Source organism: Bacillus sp. BSL6 (genome assembly GCF_052928345.1).
Genome location: NZ_JAVGCW010000011.1, coordinates 1 through 16013, shown reverse-complemented (window position 1 = coordinate 16013; position 16013 = coordinate 1). Strand labels below are relative to the sequence as shown.

At 37.8% G+C, this 16013-nt stretch carries 14 protein-coding genes and 11 tRNA genes; 23 read left to right on the top strand and 2 right to left on the bottom strand.

The annotated features are described in order from the left end of the window. Nucleotides 1–90: 90 nt before the first annotated feature. The 5 genes from RCJ96_RS24590 to uvsE all read left to right on the top strand — a co-directional run bounded on the left by RCJ96_RS24590 (nucleotide 91) and on the right by uvsE (nucleotide 7220). A complete protein-coding gene (locus tag RCJ96_RS24590; protein ID WP_074608836.1) occupies nucleotides 91–1362 on the top strand; it encodes an MDR family MFS transporter in 1272 nt (423 codons plus the stop codon). Nucleotides 1363–1744: 382 nt separating this feature from the next. After that, nucleotides 1745–2830 carry a D-alanine--D-alanine ligase gene (locus RCJ96_RS24585; RefSeq protein WP_074608834.1) on the top strand — a complete coding sequence of 362 codons (1086 nt, stop codon included), beginning with the start codon at nucleotides 1745–1747 and terminating at the stop codon, nucleotides 2828–2830. Nucleotides 2831–2891: 61 nt separating this feature from the next. Beyond that, on the top strand, nucleotides 2892–4268 hold the full coding sequence (gene murF / locus RCJ96_RS24580; protein ID WP_000610683.1) for a UDP-N-acetylmuramoyl-tripeptide--D-alanyl-D-alanine ligase: 1377 nt from the start codon (nucleotides 2892–2894) through the stop codon (nucleotides 4266–4268). Nucleotides 4269–4573: 305 nt separating this feature from the next. Continuing rightward, nucleotides 4574–6160 carry a DEAD/DEAH box helicase gene (locus RCJ96_RS24575; RefSeq protein ID WP_000206583.1) on the top strand — a complete coding sequence of 529 codons (1587 nt, stop codon included), beginning with the start codon at nucleotides 4574–4576 and terminating at the stop codon, nucleotides 6158–6160. A gap of 97 nt (nucleotides 6161–6257) precedes the next feature. After that, on the top strand, nucleotides 6258–7220 hold the full coding sequence (gene uvsE / locus RCJ96_RS24570) for a UV DNA damage repair endonuclease UvsE (protein WP_074608832.1): 963 nt from the start codon (nucleotides 6258–6260) through the stop codon (nucleotides 7218–7220). Here uvsE and RCJ96_RS24565 read toward each other — a convergent pair. After that, nucleotides 7213–7785: a rhomboid family intramembrane serine protease gene (locus RCJ96_RS24565; protein ID WP_074608831.1), complete on the bottom strand. Its 573-nt coding sequence runs from the start codon at nucleotides 7783–7785 to the stop codon at nucleotides 7213–7215. The genes uvsE and RCJ96_RS24565 overlap by 8 nt on opposite strands. A gap of 92 nt (nucleotides 7786–7877) precedes the next feature. Here RCJ96_RS24565 and acpS point away from each other — a divergent pair, with 92 nt between their 5' ends. The 6 genes from acpS to RCJ96_RS24535 all read left to right on the top strand — a co-directional run bounded on the left by acpS (nucleotide 7878) and on the right by RCJ96_RS24535 (nucleotide 13820). Further along, the gene (acpS, locus tag RCJ96_RS24560) at nucleotides 7878–8237 is read left to right on the top strand and encodes a holo-ACP synthase (RefSeq protein WP_046199355.1); all 360 of its coding nucleotides are present in this window, start codon (nucleotides 7878–7880) and stop codon (nucleotides 8235–8237) included. A gap of 156 nt (nucleotides 8238–8393) precedes the next feature. Further along, nucleotides 8394–9344, top strand: a complete 951-nt coding sequence (locus RCJ96_RS24555) for a LolA family protein (protein WP_139302829.1) — start codon at nucleotides 8394–8396, stop codon at nucleotides 9342–9344. Between the two features lie 118 nt (nucleotides 9345–9462). After that, nucleotides 9463–10632 carry an alanine racemase gene (gene alr, locus RCJ96_RS24550; RefSeq protein ID WP_000390601.1) on the top strand — a complete coding sequence of 390 codons (1170 nt, stop codon included), beginning with the start codon at nucleotides 9463–9465 and terminating at the stop codon, nucleotides 10630–10632. Nucleotides 10633–10941: 309 nt separating this feature from the next. Beyond that, nucleotides 10942–11229 (top strand): antitoxin EndoAI, encoded by a 288-nt coding sequence (locus RCJ96_RS24545; RefSeq protein ID WP_000004570.1) that lies wholly within the window; start codon nucleotides 10942–10944, stop codon nucleotides 11227–11229. A 4-nt stretch (nucleotides 11230–11233) separates the two neighbouring features. Continuing rightward, nucleotides 11234–11584, top strand: a complete 351-nt coding sequence (gene ndoA, locus RCJ96_RS24540; RefSeq protein WP_000635963.1) for a type II toxin-antitoxin system endoribonuclease NdoA — start codon at nucleotides 11234–11236, stop codon at nucleotides 11582–11584. 67 nt (nucleotides 11585–11651) lie between these two features. Then, entirely contained in the window at nucleotides 11652–13820 is a 2169-nt protein-coding gene (locus RCJ96_RS24535; RefSeq protein ID WP_416504599.1) for a Tex family protein, read from the top strand. Between the two features lie 57 nt (nucleotides 13821–13877). Here RCJ96_RS24535 and cmpA read toward each other — a convergent pair whose 3' ends face one another. Continuing rightward, entirely contained in the window at nucleotides 13878–13994 is a 117-nt protein-coding gene (gene cmpA, locus RCJ96_RS24530) for a cortex morphogenetic protein CmpA (protein ID WP_001143642.1), read from the bottom strand. Nucleotides 13995–14189: 195 nt separating this feature from the next. Here cmpA and RCJ96_RS24525 point away from each other — a divergent pair, with 195 nt between their 5' ends. The 12 genes from RCJ96_RS24525 to RCJ96_RS24470 all read left to right on the top strand — a co-directional run bounded on the left by RCJ96_RS24525 (nucleotide 14190) and on the right by RCJ96_RS24470 (nucleotide 15883). After that, the gene (locus RCJ96_RS24525) at nucleotides 14190–14648 is read left to right on the top strand and encodes a SprT family protein (RefSeq protein WP_087931187.1); all 459 of its coding nucleotides are present in this window, start codon (nucleotides 14190–14192) and stop codon (nucleotides 14646–14648) included. Nucleotides 14649–14762: 114 nt separating this feature from the next. After that, nucleotides 14763–14837, top strand: a tRNA-Asn gene (locus RCJ96_RS24520). Nucleotides 14838–14840: 3 nt separating this feature from the next. Next, nucleotides 14841–14931, top strand: a tRNA-Ser gene (locus RCJ96_RS24515). 8 nt (nucleotides 14932–14939) lie between these two features. Further along, nucleotides 14940–15014 (top strand) — tRNA-Glu (locus tag RCJ96_RS24510). Nucleotides 15015–15018: 4 nt separating this feature from the next. Beyond that, a tRNA-Val gene (locus RCJ96_RS24505) sits at nucleotides 15019–15094 on the top strand. Between the two features lie 46 nt (nucleotides 15095–15140). Beyond that, nucleotides 15141–15216: transfer RNA gene (locus RCJ96_RS24500), tRNA-Asp, on the top strand. An 88-nt stretch (nucleotides 15217–15304) separates the two neighbouring features. Beyond that, nucleotides 15305–15379 (top strand) — tRNA-Gln (locus tag RCJ96_RS24495). Between the two features lie 5 nt (nucleotides 15380–15384). Continuing rightward, nucleotides 15385–15457: transfer RNA gene (locus tag RCJ96_RS24490), tRNA-Lys, on the top strand. Between the two features lie 16 nt (nucleotides 15458–15473). Further along, nucleotides 15474–15556: transfer RNA gene (locus RCJ96_RS24485), tRNA-Leu, on the top strand. A gap of 97 nt (nucleotides 15557–15653) precedes the next feature. Beyond that, a tRNA-Arg gene (locus RCJ96_RS24480) sits at nucleotides 15654–15730 on the top strand. A 4-nt stretch (nucleotides 15731–15734) separates the two neighbouring features. Further along, nucleotides 15735–15811: transfer RNA gene (locus RCJ96_RS24475), tRNA-Pro, on the top strand. A gap of 1 nt (nucleotide 15812) precedes the next feature. Next, nucleotides 15813–15883 (top strand) — tRNA-Gly (locus RCJ96_RS24470). Nucleotides 15884–16013: the final 130 nt, after the last annotated feature.

Here is a 16013-nt window from a genome sequence, read left to right as displayed (position 1 = left end):
AAAGATTAATGTGGTAATTTTTAGTTTGAAAATTTGTATTTTTCTGATTCTATATATAATATAATTGTTGGGGAACTAAGGGGGTAATTTATGAAGAATACGTGGCGTGAATTACGGGAGATGGACCGTAACGTATGGATTCGGTTTATTGGAGAGACGTTAAATGGAATTGCGATGATGATGTTGATGCCGTTTTTTGCATTATATTTAAAAGATAAGGTGGATTCTTTATTACAGGTTGGAGTGATTATGGCGCTTTCTCCAATTGCTGCAAGCTTTGGAGCAATTATAGGAGGAAGGATTGCTGATATATATGGAAGAAAACCGATTATGATATTTTCGATGGCGAGTAATGCAGTATTAATGCTCGGTTTTTTATTTATAGAAGGATTTATTCCGTATGCGATTTTATCTATTTTTTTAGGATTAAGTAATTCGTTATTTCATCCAGCTGCATCAGCGATGGTTGCGGATGTAACGGCGCCAGAAAAAAGAACAGAAGCATATGGTTTATTACGAATGGGGCACAATATAGGTGCTGCAATTGGTCCGATAATGGGGGCTTCAGTAGTTATGTTATCGAAGAACCTTGTGTTTATTATTGCCGCATCTACGATGTTATTTTATGCATTACTTGTATTCGTCCTTATTCAAGAGACAATGCCAAAGAGTACGAATAAAGAAGGTGATACAGAAAAAGAATCAGGAGCAGTGTGGAAAATTGTATTGCGAGATAAGGCACTCATGATTTATTTATTAGCAGGTATCATTATTTCGATGGGATTTTCTCAAACAGAAGGCATGTTGCCACTGCACTTTGACAATGAAATGAAAGGTATTTTTGGAACTAACAATCCATATCCATATTTAATGGCTTTAAATGGACTATTAGTTGTGTTGTTCCAATTTCAAATTTCAAAATGGGTCACGGATAAACCTGTTGGAAAGACGATGTTATATGGTGCATGTTTGTTTGGGATTGGGTTATTTTTTATAGGGTGGTTACCGAAGTGGTTTGGAGGACTTGATACAAATGCTACAATTATTTTAATAACGTTACTGTTTGTGTATGCCATATATACGTTAGGTGAGATGATTATGTCGCCTGTACAGATGACGTTTGTAGCGAATTTGGCTCCTGAGCATTTAAGAGGGACTTATATGGGAGCTGCAAGTTTGCAGTGGATTACAGGAAGTGCATTCGGTCCACTTCTTGGAGGTTTTTTATTAGACCGATTACTTGGCCACTTTCTATTTACAATTTTAGCTTTCGGTTGTGTAGTTGCAGGTATTGTATATATTTCTTTAGACCGTCTCGTTGAACAAAGGCAAAAAAGCACACTAACCAAACAATCTTCTTAATAATTAGATGACATACACAAAAAGGGGATTTCTACATATTTTAGGTACATAACTAGGTTGGATTGCAATTTTATCCCACTTTAATGGGCAGTAAGACCCCCACCTCAAAATTCAGCGAAAGTAAGGAATTTAGGTGGGGGATCAACTGCCCATAAAAGTCCGATTGGTTCAACTAATAATCAGTAGGGGATGAAGCCCCCCACTGATTAAAGTTTCACTTTATATATTTATCAAGAAAGTTAAGTGGAAAAAGTATAGAGAACCAATAAGTGGTGTCATTTAATTATTTGTGGAAGTTGCATTTTATTTCAAATAGGAACTACCTATTTTTATAAAAAGTGCTAAAATAGAAAAATGAAAACAATTGGTTAGGGTGATTTCAGTGACAAAAATTAAATTAGGTTTATTATATGGTGGAAAATCAGCTGAGCATCAAGTTTCGCTACAAACGGCTCTTGCTGCTATTAAAGCATTAAATCAAGATAAATTCGAGATTCATCCAATTTATATTACAGAACAAGGTCAATGGGTGCGCGGTGAGCGTATTGAAGGCGAAGTAACAAATGTTGAAGTTCTAAAAATGAGCGGTGCAGAAAATGCGATTTCTCCGTTATCTTTAAGCACAGAAATCATTCCATCTGCAAATGCTGAGGAAAATGCTATCGACGTTATTTTCCCATTACTACATGGACCAAATGGTGAAGATGGAACGGTTCAAGGATTATTAGAATTAATGAACATTCCTTATGTAGGAAATGGTGTTCTAGCATCTGCTGCTGGTATGGATAAAGTTGTTATGAAAAACATTTTTGCAGAAGCTGGATTGAAACAAGCGAAATATGCATCGTTCATTCGTAGCGGATGGGAAAAAGATCGTGAAACAGCATATGAAAAAGTAGAAGCAGTATTAGGATACCCTTGCTTCGTAAAACCAGCAAACCTTGGTTCAAGTGTTGGGATTAATAAGTGTAAAAATCGTGAAGAACTTGAGAATGCATTTGAAGAGGCATTCCAATTTGACCGTAAAATTATTGTGGAAGAAAATATCGTTGGACGTGAAGTAGAAGTTGGTGTACTAGGTAATGATGAACCGAAATGTTCAGTTGTAGGTGAAATCGTACCTAAAAAAGACTTCTATGATTATAAGTCGAAATACATCGATGGTGATACAGCGTTAATTATTCCAGCTGAAATGACAGAAGAAGAGTCTAATGTTATTAAGCGAGATGCGATTGTTGCATTCCAATCGTTAGATGGTGCTGGCTTAACGCGAGCTGATTTCTTCTTAACGAAAGATGGAGAAGTATACATTAACGAAGTGAATACGATGCCAGGATTTACGCCGTTTAGTATGTTCCCTCTACTATGGCAACATACTGGATTACCGTATCCGGAATTAATTGAAGAGCTAATTCGTTTAGCAATGGAGCGTCACGAAGAAAAACAAAAAATTAAATATACAATCTAACAAAAAAAGGAGGAGGCACTATTCGAAGGAATAGTGCTTCCTCTATGTAAGGAGTGTTTTTATGATAAATCGAACGTTAAAACAAGTAGAACAAATGACAAATGGTACGGGATTAGCAGAGCAGTATGAGGGAATTACTATACAAGGAGTGTCTATTGATACGAGAAAAATCGAAAAAGGAAACTTATATGTTCCGATTCAAGGTGAACGTTTCGATGGACATGCTTTTGTAGATAAAGCTGTTGAAAATGGAGCTGTGGCGACATTATGGATGAAAGATGTAGCAAATCCACCTGAGAATCTTCCGGTTATTTTTGTAGAAGACACGCTATCAGCATTACAAATGTTAGCAAAAAACTATCGCGACCAATTGGATGTTAAAGTGATTGGTGTGACAGGTAGTAACGGTAAAACATCTACAAAAGATATTGTAACAAGTCTTCTTGCGACTAAATTCAAAGTTCAAAAAACAGAAGGAAACTTCAATAACCATATCGGGCTCCCTCTTACTATTTTAAACTTAGAAGAAAATACAGAAGTGGCTGTATTAGAAATGGGAATGTCAAGCCGCGGGGAAATTGAATTCCTATCTAAGTTAGCTCGTCCAAATGCAGCTATCATTACGAACATTGGTGAAGCACATTTAATGGATTTAGGCTCTCGTGAGGCAATTGCTGAAGCGAAATTAGAAATTGTGACAGGATTACAAGAAGGTGGAGTGTTCGTATATAACGGAGACGAGCCATTATTAACAAATCGTGTTCCTGAAATGAATCTAATAGCTGAAACAGTTACGTTTGGTGATGCTAGAGCAAATGATTATTATCCAACGACTGTAACGTTACAAGCAACTGGGACACACTTTAAAATGAATAGAGAAGAAAACATTTCATTCTATCTACCAGTATTAGGGAAACACAATGTGTATAATACGCTTGCTTCTATGGCAATTGCGAAACACTTTGGTGTAACGTGGGAAGAGATGAAAGAAGGTTTAGTAACGCTTCAAATGACAGGCATGCGTATGGAAATTGTAAAAACAAATAGTGGATTAACAATTATCAACGATGCTTATAATGCAAGTCCAACAGCTATGGAAGCAGCATTCCACCTAATGAATGGTTTAGATGGATTCTCTAAAAAAATTGTTGTTCTCGGCGATATGTTAGAGCTTGGAGATCAAGAAGTACAGTTTCATTATGAGGTAGGTAAATTAATCGATCCAGCAAAAATCTCCTATGTGTTCACATATGGTAAATTAGGGGCTCAAATTGCTGAGGGAGCGAAAATTAATTTCCCTAACGAACGTGTGAAGGCTTATGATAATAAAGAAGAGTTAGTAAAAGAGTTGCAAGCAGTAGTCGATGCAAAAGATGTTGTATTAGTCAAAGCATCTCGCGGTATGAAATTGGAAGAAGTAATTACGATGTTGAAATAATTGGTGTATATAAATAGGGATGATAGCAACGAAAAAAGAAGAAACTTATAATAAGCGCTTACAGTAAATATAAAAAAATAAAAGTGAAGAAAAAAACTCTTAATATGAAAATAAGGTAACAGTTGGGTTTGCTTTTTACACATACAAAACTTATAATTGATAAAGTGTAATAACGTTTAGAAGTATTTTCGTGAAGAATATACGCCCGTTTATATACGTGAGCATTCAGGAAAAGGGCTTTTCCGCAAATTCGGAAAACGCCTTTTTTTAAATGATAAGTATAGGATAGAAAAGGAGAAGTAACATTGACAACATTTCGAGAATTAGGATTAAGTGATTCTTTACTGCAATCTGTTGAAAGTATGGGCTTTGAAGAGGCTACGCCAATTCAAGCTGAAACAATTCCACATGCATTGCAAGGTAAGGATATTATTGGGCAAGCACAAACAGGTACAGGGAAAACAGCAGCATTCGGATTACCACTATTAGATAAAGTGGATACACATAAAGAATCGGTTCAAGGTATTGTTATCGCGCCAACGCGTGAATTAGCAATTCAAGTTGGAGAAGAGCTATACAAAATTGGTAAACATAAACGCGTTCGTATCTTACCAATTTACGGTGGTCAAGATATTAACCGCCAAATTCGTGCTCTAAAAAAACACCCACACATTATTGTTGGTACGCCGGGTCGTATTTTAGATCATATTAACCGTAAAACACTTCGCTTACAAAACGTAGAGACAGTTGTTCTTGACGAAGCGGATGAAATGTTAAACATGGGCTTCATTGAAGATATTGAAGCAATTTTAACAGATGTGCCAGAAACACATCAAACATTACTATTCTCAGCGACAATGCCGGACCCAATCCGTCGTATTGCTGAGCGTTTCATGACTGAGCCTCAACACATTAAAGTAAAAGCAAAAGAAGTAACAATGCCAAACATTCAGCAGTTCTATTTAGAAGTGCAAGAAAAGAAAAAGTTTGACGTGTTAACACGCTTACTAGATATTCAATCTCCAGAGCTTGCGATTGTGTTCGGTCGTACAAAGCGTCGTGTTGATGAATTATCAGAGGCATTAAATTTACGTGGTTATGCTGCAGAAGGTATCCATGGTGATTTAACTCAGGCGAAACGTATGTCTGTATTACGTAAATTCAAAGAAGGTTCTATTGAAGTTCTTGTTGCAACAGACGTTGCTGCACGTGGTCTTGATATTTCAGGCGTAACACACGTATATAACTTCGATATTCCACAAGATCCAGAATCATATGTTCACCGTATTGGCCGTACTGGTCGTGCAGGTAAAAAAGGTATTGCAATGCTATTTGTAACACCACGTGAATCTGGACAATTAAAAAATATCGAGCGTACAACAAAACGTAAAATGGACCGCATGGATGCACCGACACTTGACGAGGCACTAGAAGGTCAACAACGTTTAATCGCTGAAAAACTTCAAAGCACAATTGAAAATGAAAACTTAGCATACTACAAGCGTATTGCAGAAGAAATGTTAGAAGAGAACGACTCTGTAACAGTAGTAGCTGCTGCTTTAAAAATGATGACAAAAGAGCCGGATACAACTCCAATCGCTTTAACATCAGAACCACCAGTTGTTGCAAGAGGTGGCGGTTCTAAAAAACGCGGCGGTAACGGAGGCGGATACCGTGATGGTAACCGTAATCGTAGTCGTGATGGACGCGGTGGCGATGGTCGTAACCGTGACCGCAATCGTGATGGTCGTAATCGTGACGGTAACCGTGATCGCAATCGTGAAGGTAGCCGTGATGGTAACCGTGGTCGTCGTGGCGAAGGTCAAGGACGCCCAGGATCTTCAAACGGACGCGGCGAAAGAAAACATCATAGCCGTAAGCCACAAGCTTAATAATGAAAAAAGAGAATGCCCTTTGCCGGCATTCTCTTTTTTTTATTTCTGTAATTGTACATACTACATAATAACTTATGTAGAAATGAGGTGCCGCATGCTTGTAAGGCTTGGCTATGTCGCGATGAGTGTACATTTGAAAAATGCATCTCCATCTCAAACGATGACGTACGCGCAGTTTCAAAAAATAGATGATCGGGAAGCAGCGATTCGTAAACTTGAAAGAATTGCTAATTCGAATTTGGAAAACTGTTTACGATTATTAAAGCATAATAAAGGACATGACATATCGTTCTTTCGACTTAGTTCCAAGCTGATTCCTTTAGCGAATCATGAGGAGTTGTTAGATTGGAATTATATTCGCCCTTTAAAAGAAAATTTAAAAGTGCTAGGTGATTACGCTATTCGAATGAATATGCGTATTGATTTTCATCCAGATCATTTTGTTGTACTCAATTCAGCTGAGGAGAATATTTTTAAAAAATCTGTAAAGACGTTACAGATGCATAGAAAATTATTAAAAGGTATGGGGATTGAACATAAGCAACGATGTGTAATGCATGTTGGGGGTGGATATAAAGATAAAGAGCTTGCATTAGAGCGTTTTATAGAGAATTGGTCTAATGTCCCAAGAGGTATTCAGGAAATGATTATGTTAGAAAATGATGATACAACTTTTACGCTCGAGGACACATTATATTTAGGAGAAAAATTGGACATTCCCGTTGTATTTGATTTACATCACCATATGATGAATCATGATCGAGAAGATTGGCATGAAGATTGGGCGCGTGTCGTACATACGTGGGAATCGTCTTTGTTACCAGTGAAAATGCACATTTCTAGTCCTAGAGAGGGAAAAGACCCGAGAGCACATGCGGACTTTATTGATGTAGATACTTTTTTATCTTTTTTAAAAAAGATAAAGGGAAGTGTTCCACAAATTGATTGTATGATTGAAGCGAAGATGAAGGATGAGTCTTTATTTCAACTCATGAGGGATTTAAGTAAACAAACAGATGTGGAAATTATCGATGGTGCGAGCTTTTATATTAAATGAGCTCTGCACCATCGAGTTTTTTTATTAATAAAGGGGTGCAAATACCACCAATGATCAATCCTGTTAAATGGCTGATAGGGTTGGCAGAGGGATTGAAGAAAGTGAATAGTAGTAATATACATATCATGATTGAAAAAATAGCGATGTCTCTTGGATTGGAAGAACGATAGCGGCTATACATTAGAAATAACTGTGCACCTAGCAATCCGAAGATACCACCAGATGCCCCGGCATGAATATATTCATGGGGCATAATAAGATAAGAGAAAATATTTCCGAGAATGCCAGAAAGGAAAAAAATAATGATGAAAGAAAAGTGGCCTAGTTGTTTTTCAATAGAAGAGCCAAGGACGAATAAACAAATACTATTAGAAAGAAAATGTGATAAGTCTACATGTACGAGTAGGGAAGTTATGAGACGCCACCATTCTCCTTTAGCGATATATTCATTAGAAGCTGCCATAGGAAATAGGGAAAAATTTCCTAATATAATCATAATTAATTGTAAGAGAAGTAAAGCGATGACGATTGGTTGTAAGGAAATGCGGGCGGATGGTATGAGCATATTGTGAGTATCACTCCTTTTGCATCAGAAAGATTCTCTGTTATTCTTACAATATGAAAAAAGAAAGCTAAATAGAAGAAGGGGATTTTGAAATGATTGTAGGGATTGGAATCGATATTATTGAATTGAATCGAATTGAAAAAATGCTAGATGGAAAGCTTAAATTTATAGAACGTATTTTAACTGAAAGTGAACGTAATGTTGCTAAGGGGCTGAAGGGAAGCCGCCTTACAGAGTTTGTAGCTGGAAGATTTGCAGCGAAAGAGGCGTATTCAAAAGCGGTAGGAACTGGTATTGGGAAAGAAGTGAGTTTTTTAGATATTGAAGTGAGAAATGATGATAGAGGGAAGCCGATTCTTATTACGAGTACAGAACATATTGTTCATTTATCAATTAGTCATAGTAAGGAATTTGCTGTTGCTCAAGTTGTTTTAGAAAGCTCGTCACGCTAGTCTGCATATTTTATATCTTTGTCTCATATATTTGTGGTAGCGATAAGGAAGGTACATCTTCCATTCATTTATAGGGGCAAAGGGGCTGAAGTGATGAAAAGGCGTCTGTTTTTAGTTCTTGTCGGTTTATTAACCGTTTTTGTGTTGGCCGGTTGTATGGAAAAGAAACAAGATGATGTTGTGAGAGATTTAGAAGCGAAAGTAAAAGGGTTGAAAAGCTATCAAGCTGAAGCGAAATTATCTATTAAAACAGGGAATGAGCCTCAGGAGTATAAGGTAGAAATATGGCATAAGGAACCTTCTTTTTATCGTGTGAATTTGCAGAATGCGAAAAAAGATCAAAGCCAAATTATTTTAAGGAATGAAGAAGGAGTATTTGTATTAACGCCAGCTCTTAATAAGAGTTTCCGTTTCCAAAGTGATTGGCCGCAAAATAGTAGCCAGGCTTATTTATACGAATCTCTTGTGAGAGATATTTTACAGGATAAGAAAAACCTTACTTTTGAAAAAACAGATAAGCATTATATTTTTAAAACAAAAACAAACTATCAGCATCAAAACATGTTGCCGAGACAAGAGATTACGTTGAAGAAAAGTGATTTAACGCCAGTTTCAGTGAAGTTAATGGATAATGATCAAAATGTTCTTGTGAAAGTAGATTTCTCTAAAGTGAAATTCGGCGCGAAATTTGATAAAGGTGCATTTGATACGAAACAAAATATGTCTAGAGCGCAAGTAGATGTTCAAACAACAGCGAAAGAAGACAAACCATTTGCTATTTTGTATCCGCGTGATACGCCGCAAGGTATGACTTTGAAAGATGAAAAAGAGTTGAAGACAGACAGTGGCAAGCGTGCGATACTCACATACACTGGAAGTAAGAAATCCTTTACTTTAATACAAGAAAAGGCAAAAGTTGCAGAGGCTTCGTCAGCGATAAGTGTGAGCGGGGAATTGGTTGATCTTGGTTTTACAATTGGAGCATTGACGAAAGACTCTTTAACGTGGTCGCATAACGGAGTAGAATATATGCTCGTGTCTAAAGGTTTAGAGCCGAAGGAGCTGTTAATGGTTGCTCGTTCAGTTACAGAGAAGCAAGTGAAGTAAACTTCTTAGACGTGGTGATATATGTGCACCACGTCTTTTCTTAGTTTGAAGGGTGGATTTCATAAAAGAAGCATATAAAAGAATAAGCTTCGCATATCGTGTATAAGGAAGTGTGTTTATGGAAGAAGCGCCATTTTACCGTGACACTTGGGTGGAAGTGGATTTAGATGCCATTTATAACAACGTTACACATATTAAAGAATTTATCCCGAGTGATGTAGAAATTTTTGCCGTTGTTAAAGGGAATGCATATGGGCACGATTATGTACCGGTGGCTAAAACAGCATTAGAAGCGGGGGCGACAAGGTTAGCAGTTGCGTTCTTAGATGAAGCTTTAGTGCTTCGAAGAGCTGGTATTACTGCGCCGATTTTAGTGTTAGGTCCTTCTCCTCCTCGTGATATAAATGTAGCTGCTGAAAATGATGTAGCATTAACTGTTTTTCAAAAGGAATGGGTAGATGAAGCAATCAAACTTTGGGATGGTTCGTCTACGATGAAATACCATATTAATTTCGATAGTGGTATGGGGAGAATTGGAATACGTGAACGTAAAGAATTAAAAGGATTTTTAAAAAGCTTAGAAGGTGCACCATTCTTAGAATTGGAAGGAGTTTATACGCATTTTGCAACGGCAGATGAGGTGGAGACTTCTTACTTTGATAAGCAATATAACACATTTTTGGAGCAGTTAAGTTGGTTGAAAGAATTCGGAGTGGATCCTAAGTTTGTTCATACAGCTAATAGTGCTGCAACGCTACGTTTTCAAGGGATTACATTTAATGCAGTACGAATTGGCATTGCGATGTATGGGTTATCTCCATCTGTAGAAATACGCCCTTTTTTACCGTTTAAATTAGAACCAGCGCTATCATTGCATACGAAAGTTGCTCATATTAAACAGGTGATTAAAGGGGATGGAATTAGTTATAACGTCACTTATCGAACGAAGACGGAAGAATGGATTGCGACCGTTGCAATTGGCTATGCAGATGGCTGGCTTAGAAGATTGCAAGGATTTGAAGTGCTTGTAAATGGTAAAAGGGTACCGATTGTAGGGCGAGTAACGATGGATCAATTCATGATTCATCTTCCTTGTAAAGTGCCTCTTGGTACGAAAGTTACACTCATTGGAAGGCAAGGAGATGAATATATTAGCGCTACGGAGGTTGCGGAATATTCAGGGACTATTAATTATGAAATTATTACAACGATCAGTTTTCGTGTGCCGAGAATATTTATACGGAATGGTAAAGTTGTGGAAGTAATCAATTATTTGAACGATATATAGAAGGTAGTATGATTTGCTTCTTGTCATGTGAGAGGACTGTTCATTGGTTAAGAATAAGTTCATTTTTGACGAGAAGCTTTTTACTTATCTTTACTTTTAACATAATGTAACGTGAATTTAGCACGGAAACTTTTTCGTTTCTTGTTGTAATGAGATAAAAAATAAAAGAATATGAATGTTTTGTTTGTGAATTGGAAAACATAAGCAAGGAATAAGGAAGTCTTTGCAACAGGCTCCATACAATGGTATTATTACAATAGGTGTCATATATATATTTGGGTGTGTAGTTGACGGTGGAGGTGTATTTTTGTGTCCGAATCAAGTGTAACTACTGAAATCGTGGTTCGGTTGCCAAAGCAAATGGTAACGGAATTGGACGGAATTGGAAAACAAGAGAATAAGAATCGCCATGAACTAATTTGCCAGGCAACACAACTGTTATTGCGTCAACATAAGACGAAGAAACGCTACCAACATGAATCAATGCGACGTGGGTACATTGAAATGGGAAAAATTAATCTTGGTATTGCATCTGAAGCTTTCTTAGCAGAGTATGAAGCAGCTCATACAGTAGAACGCTTAGTTAGCGGGGGGTAATATTTTGATTGTAAAACGCGGCGACGTGTATTTTGCAGACCTTTCCCCAGTTGTTGGTTCTGAGCAAGGAGGCGTTCGTCCGGTTCTTGTCATTCAAAATGACATCGGAAATCGTTTTAGTCCAACGGTGATTGTAGCGGCTATTACTGCACAGATTCAAAAAGCGAAATTACCCACTCATGTGGAAATTGATGCGAAAAAGTACGGTTTTGAGAGAGATTCTGTTATTTTACTTGAGCAGATTCGAACAATCGATAAGCAGCGCTTAACGGACAAAATCACTCACTTAGATGAAGTGATGATGATTCGTGTAGATGAAGCGCTACAAATTAGTTTAGGACTAATAGATTTTTAAATCGGCAGTTTAAGTTGCTCTCTTTGAAGGGCAACTTTTTTTATTATAGAGGAGGTTACGGTTGTATATGGAAATGGTAGATAATCGACAAGCGTTAATGAAAATGTTAGTGAAGGAATTAGGCTTTACCGAAAAGCAAGTTCGTCATGTTATTCAATTAACAGAAGAAGGTAACACAGTTCCATTTATTGCTCGTTACCGAAAAGAATGGACAGGCTCTTTAGATGAAGTGCAAATTCGTACGATTTTAGAGAGATGGCAATATATAATGCAGCTTGAAGATAGAAAAGAAGAGGTTCTTCGTCTTATTGATGAGAAGGGGAAACTGACAGGAGAATTACGTCAGCAAATTGTGAAAGCTACAAAGTTGCAAGAAGTAGAAGATTTATATCGTCCATATAAAGAGAAGAGAAGAACGAAAGCAACGATTGCAAAAGAAAAAGGACTAGAGCCATTAGCTGAATGGTTATTGTTATATACAAAAGAAGATCCGAATCAGAAGGCAATGGAGTTTATAAATGCCGAGAAAGAAGTGCAATCTGCAGAAGAAGCATTACAAGGTGCTCAAGACATTATTGCAGAAATCGTTTCAGATGAAGCAGCATATCGTAGTTGGATTCGGAATGTTACTTTTAGAAAAGGTGTTATGTCTTCGGCTGTAAAAGATGAAGAGAAAGATGAAAAAAATATATATGAAATGTATTACGATTATGAAGAACCGTTGCAGAAAGTCGTGCCGCACCGTGTATTAGCGATGAATCGCGGTGAGAAAGAAGATATATTGAGAGTTTCTGTTGTTCCGCCAGTAGATGAGATAGTAACTTTCTTATATAAGAAAGTAATTCGTAATAACGATTCAAAAAGTGCACAGTATGTAAAGTTAGCAATTGAGGATGGTTATAGACGATTAATTCAATCCTCTATTGAAAGGGAGATTCGAAAAGAATTAACAGAAACAGCTGAGGAACAAGCAATACATATTTTCTCTGAGAACTTACGTAATTTGTTATTACAACCTCCAATGAAAGGAAAGGTTGTGTTAGCTGTAGACCCTGCATATAGAACGGGTTGTAAATTAGCTATCGTAGACGATACGGGGAAAGTTCTATATATTGATGTTATTTATCCGCATCCACCAGTGCGTAAATATGAAGATGCAAAAGCGAAAGTTCTTTCTATTATAGATAAATATCAGGTTGAAATGATTGCGATTGGGAATGGTACAGCTTCTAGAGAATCAGAAGAATTTATAGTTGATGTATTACAAAATGTGAAACGAGAAGTCTTCTATATTATTGTGAATGAAGCTGGTGCGAGTGTGTATTCGGCTTCTGATTTAGCCCGTGAGGAATTCCCGGATTTACAGGTTGAAGAAAGAAGTGCGGTTTCTATCGGTAGACGTCTGCAAGATCCACTTGCTGAACTTGTAAAGATTGATCCTAAATCAGTTGGGGTTGGACAATATCAACATGATGTGTCTCAAAAAAGATTAAATGAATCATTAACGTTTGTAGTAGAGACAGCAGTTAACCAAGTCGGTGTGAATGTAAATACAGCTTCAGTTGCGTTGTTGCAATATGTTTCAGGCTTATCAAAAACTGTTGCGAAAAATATTGTAGCAAAGCGTGAAGAAGAAGGGAAATTTACAAAACGAACAGACTTAAAGAAAATACCACGTCTAGGTGCGAAGACATATGAACAATGTATAGGTTTCTTACGTATATTAGAAGGGGCAAACCCGTTAGACCGTACAGGTATTCATCCAGAACAATATAAAAATGTTGAATTGTTATTAAAGAGTCTAGGTTTATCAAAAGATGACGTAGGGCAACCACAATTACAAAAGAGTTTAGAAGAAGTGGAGATTTCTAAGTTGTCGGAAGAAACGGGAATTGGAGAGCCAACATTAGTCGATATTATAGATGCACTCATTAGTCCAGAGCGAGACATGAGGGATGAGTTGCCTAAACCGCTTCTGAAAAAAGGGATTTTGAAATTAGAAGATTTAAAACGTGGTATGGAACTGGAAGGAACAGTACGTAACGTTGTTGATTTTGGTGCTTTTGTTGATGTAGGTGTGAAACAAGATGGGTTAGTACATATTTCTAAACTAAGCAAACAATATGTGAAGCATCCGTTAGATGTTGTATCTGTTGGACAAATCGTCAAAGTATGGGTAGATGATATTGATACGAAAAAAAGTCGCGTTGCATTATCTATGTTGCCAATTGAATAGTAAGAGAAGAGAGCAGATGAAACTGCTCTTTTTTTATAGGGCAAAACGTGTAATGGATTAGGAACTTTGATGTATTTTGCTATAATAAAACCAGCATTCATTTAATAATTTAATTTGATACCGGTTTTTTTCAAAATATGCGCGTTGCATTTGTTTTTTGAGCCATGTAGGCATAGGAATCCCTCCTTGTTTAATCCTACTCTCATAAATGTAAGGTACTATTGATGAGAGGTTGGTGAGTGGATTTCTATTTTTGCTATGTTTTTAGAAACCACGCTTCTTGAATGAGGATGGGTATATGTACTATTTAATATATGTATAAGAGAGGAGAAAAGTGTAAAAATATTTTTTTGTTTAGGAGGAATGAAAATGGATGAGCAAGAAATCCAGCGGCTAGTGGAAGAAGTATCGCTACAATATTTCGAAATGCCATTTTTACATAAGGCGATGTTTAATAGTAGATTGCGCACAACTGGTGGGCGTTATCTATTGAATACACACAATATTGAACTGAATTATCGATATTACGAAATGTATGGGAAAGAAGAATTAGTTGGAATTGTTAAACATGAACTTTGTCATTATCACTTACATATTACAGGAAGAGGGTATAAGCATCGGGATAAGGATTTTCGAGAACTATTAAAGGCAGTTGATGCACCACGATTTTGTAAACGTATGGTGAATGCAGAGAAAGAAAAAAGGGTTTATGTATATGAATGTATGGAGTGTTTGCTTCAATATGTAAGAAGACGTCAAATTAATACGAAAAGATATGTCTGCGGAAAGTGTAAAGGTAAACTAAATCTGATAAAGAAAACATCTTGACAGTGAAAACGCAATCCAGTATATTATAAACATGTCACGTTTGTACAAGATGTTGTAAAAAAACCTCTTGACTTACGATGAGAATTTTTATAAGATACAAATTGTCTTTATTATTCCGCAGTAGCTCAGTGGTAGAGCTATCGGCTGTTAACCGATCGGTCGTAGGTTCGAGTCCTACCTGCGGAGCCATACAGAGAAGTACCCAAGTGGCTCAAGGGGCTCCCCTGCTAAGGGAGTAGATCGCGAACGCGGTGCGAGGGTTCGAATCCCTTCTTCTCTGCCATTCATATTGGCCCGTTGGTCAAGTGGTTAAGACACCGCCCTTTCACGGCGGTAACACGGGTTCGAATCCCGTACGGGTCACCACTTCGGAGGATTAGCTCAGCTGGGAGAGCACCTGCCTTACAAGCAGGGGGTCGGCGGTTCGATCCCGTCATCCTCCACCATAATATTATAATGAAAAGTAAAATGATATTAATGTAAAGATTAAATGGTCCCGTGGTGTAGTGGTTAACATGCCTGCCTGTCACGCAGGAGATCGCCGGTTCGACCCCGGTCGGGACCGCCATTTTAACTTCTGCTAATTGGCAGTTGTTTTTTATTGGTCATTATGGTACAATAACATTTGTCTTTGAAAAAGAAGATAAGTATTTCGATGGGCTATAGCCAAGCGGTAAGGCAACGGACTTTGACTCCGTCATGCGCTGGTTCGAATCCAGCTAGCCCAGCCATTTACGAGCCATTAGCTCAGTTGGTAGAGCATCTGACTTTTAATCAGAGGGTCGAAGGTTCGAGTCCTTCATGGCTCACTTTTGTTTTTTCCGCGCGGTCGTGGCGGAACGGCAGACGCGCTAGGTTGAGGGCCTAGTGGGGGAAACCCCGTGGAGGTTCAAGTCCTCTCGGCCGCATCAAAAAATCTTTTAAAAAAGTACTTGCATTTGAAAATGTAGTATGATAAGATAATTGAGTCGCCAAAATACAACGACGAAAAAACATCATGAATAAGCGCCCGTAGCTCAATTGGATAGAGCGTTTGACTACGGATCAAGAGGTTAGGGGTTCGACTCCTCTCGGGCGCGCCAATTACGGGAAGTGGCTCAGCTTGGTAGAGCACCTGGTTTGGGACCAGGGGGTCGCAGGTTCAAATCCTGTCTTCCCGACCACGCGGGTGTAGTTTAGTGGTAAAACAAGAGCCTTCCAAGCTCTGGTCGAGAGTTCGATTCTCTTCACCCGCTTTTAGTTCTTTGAAAACTGAACGAAACAAACAACGTGAAACGTCAATTTTTATTTTAGATGCTAGACAAACTAACTTTATTGGAGAGTTTGATCCTGGCTCAGGATGAACGCTGGCGGCGTGCCTAATAC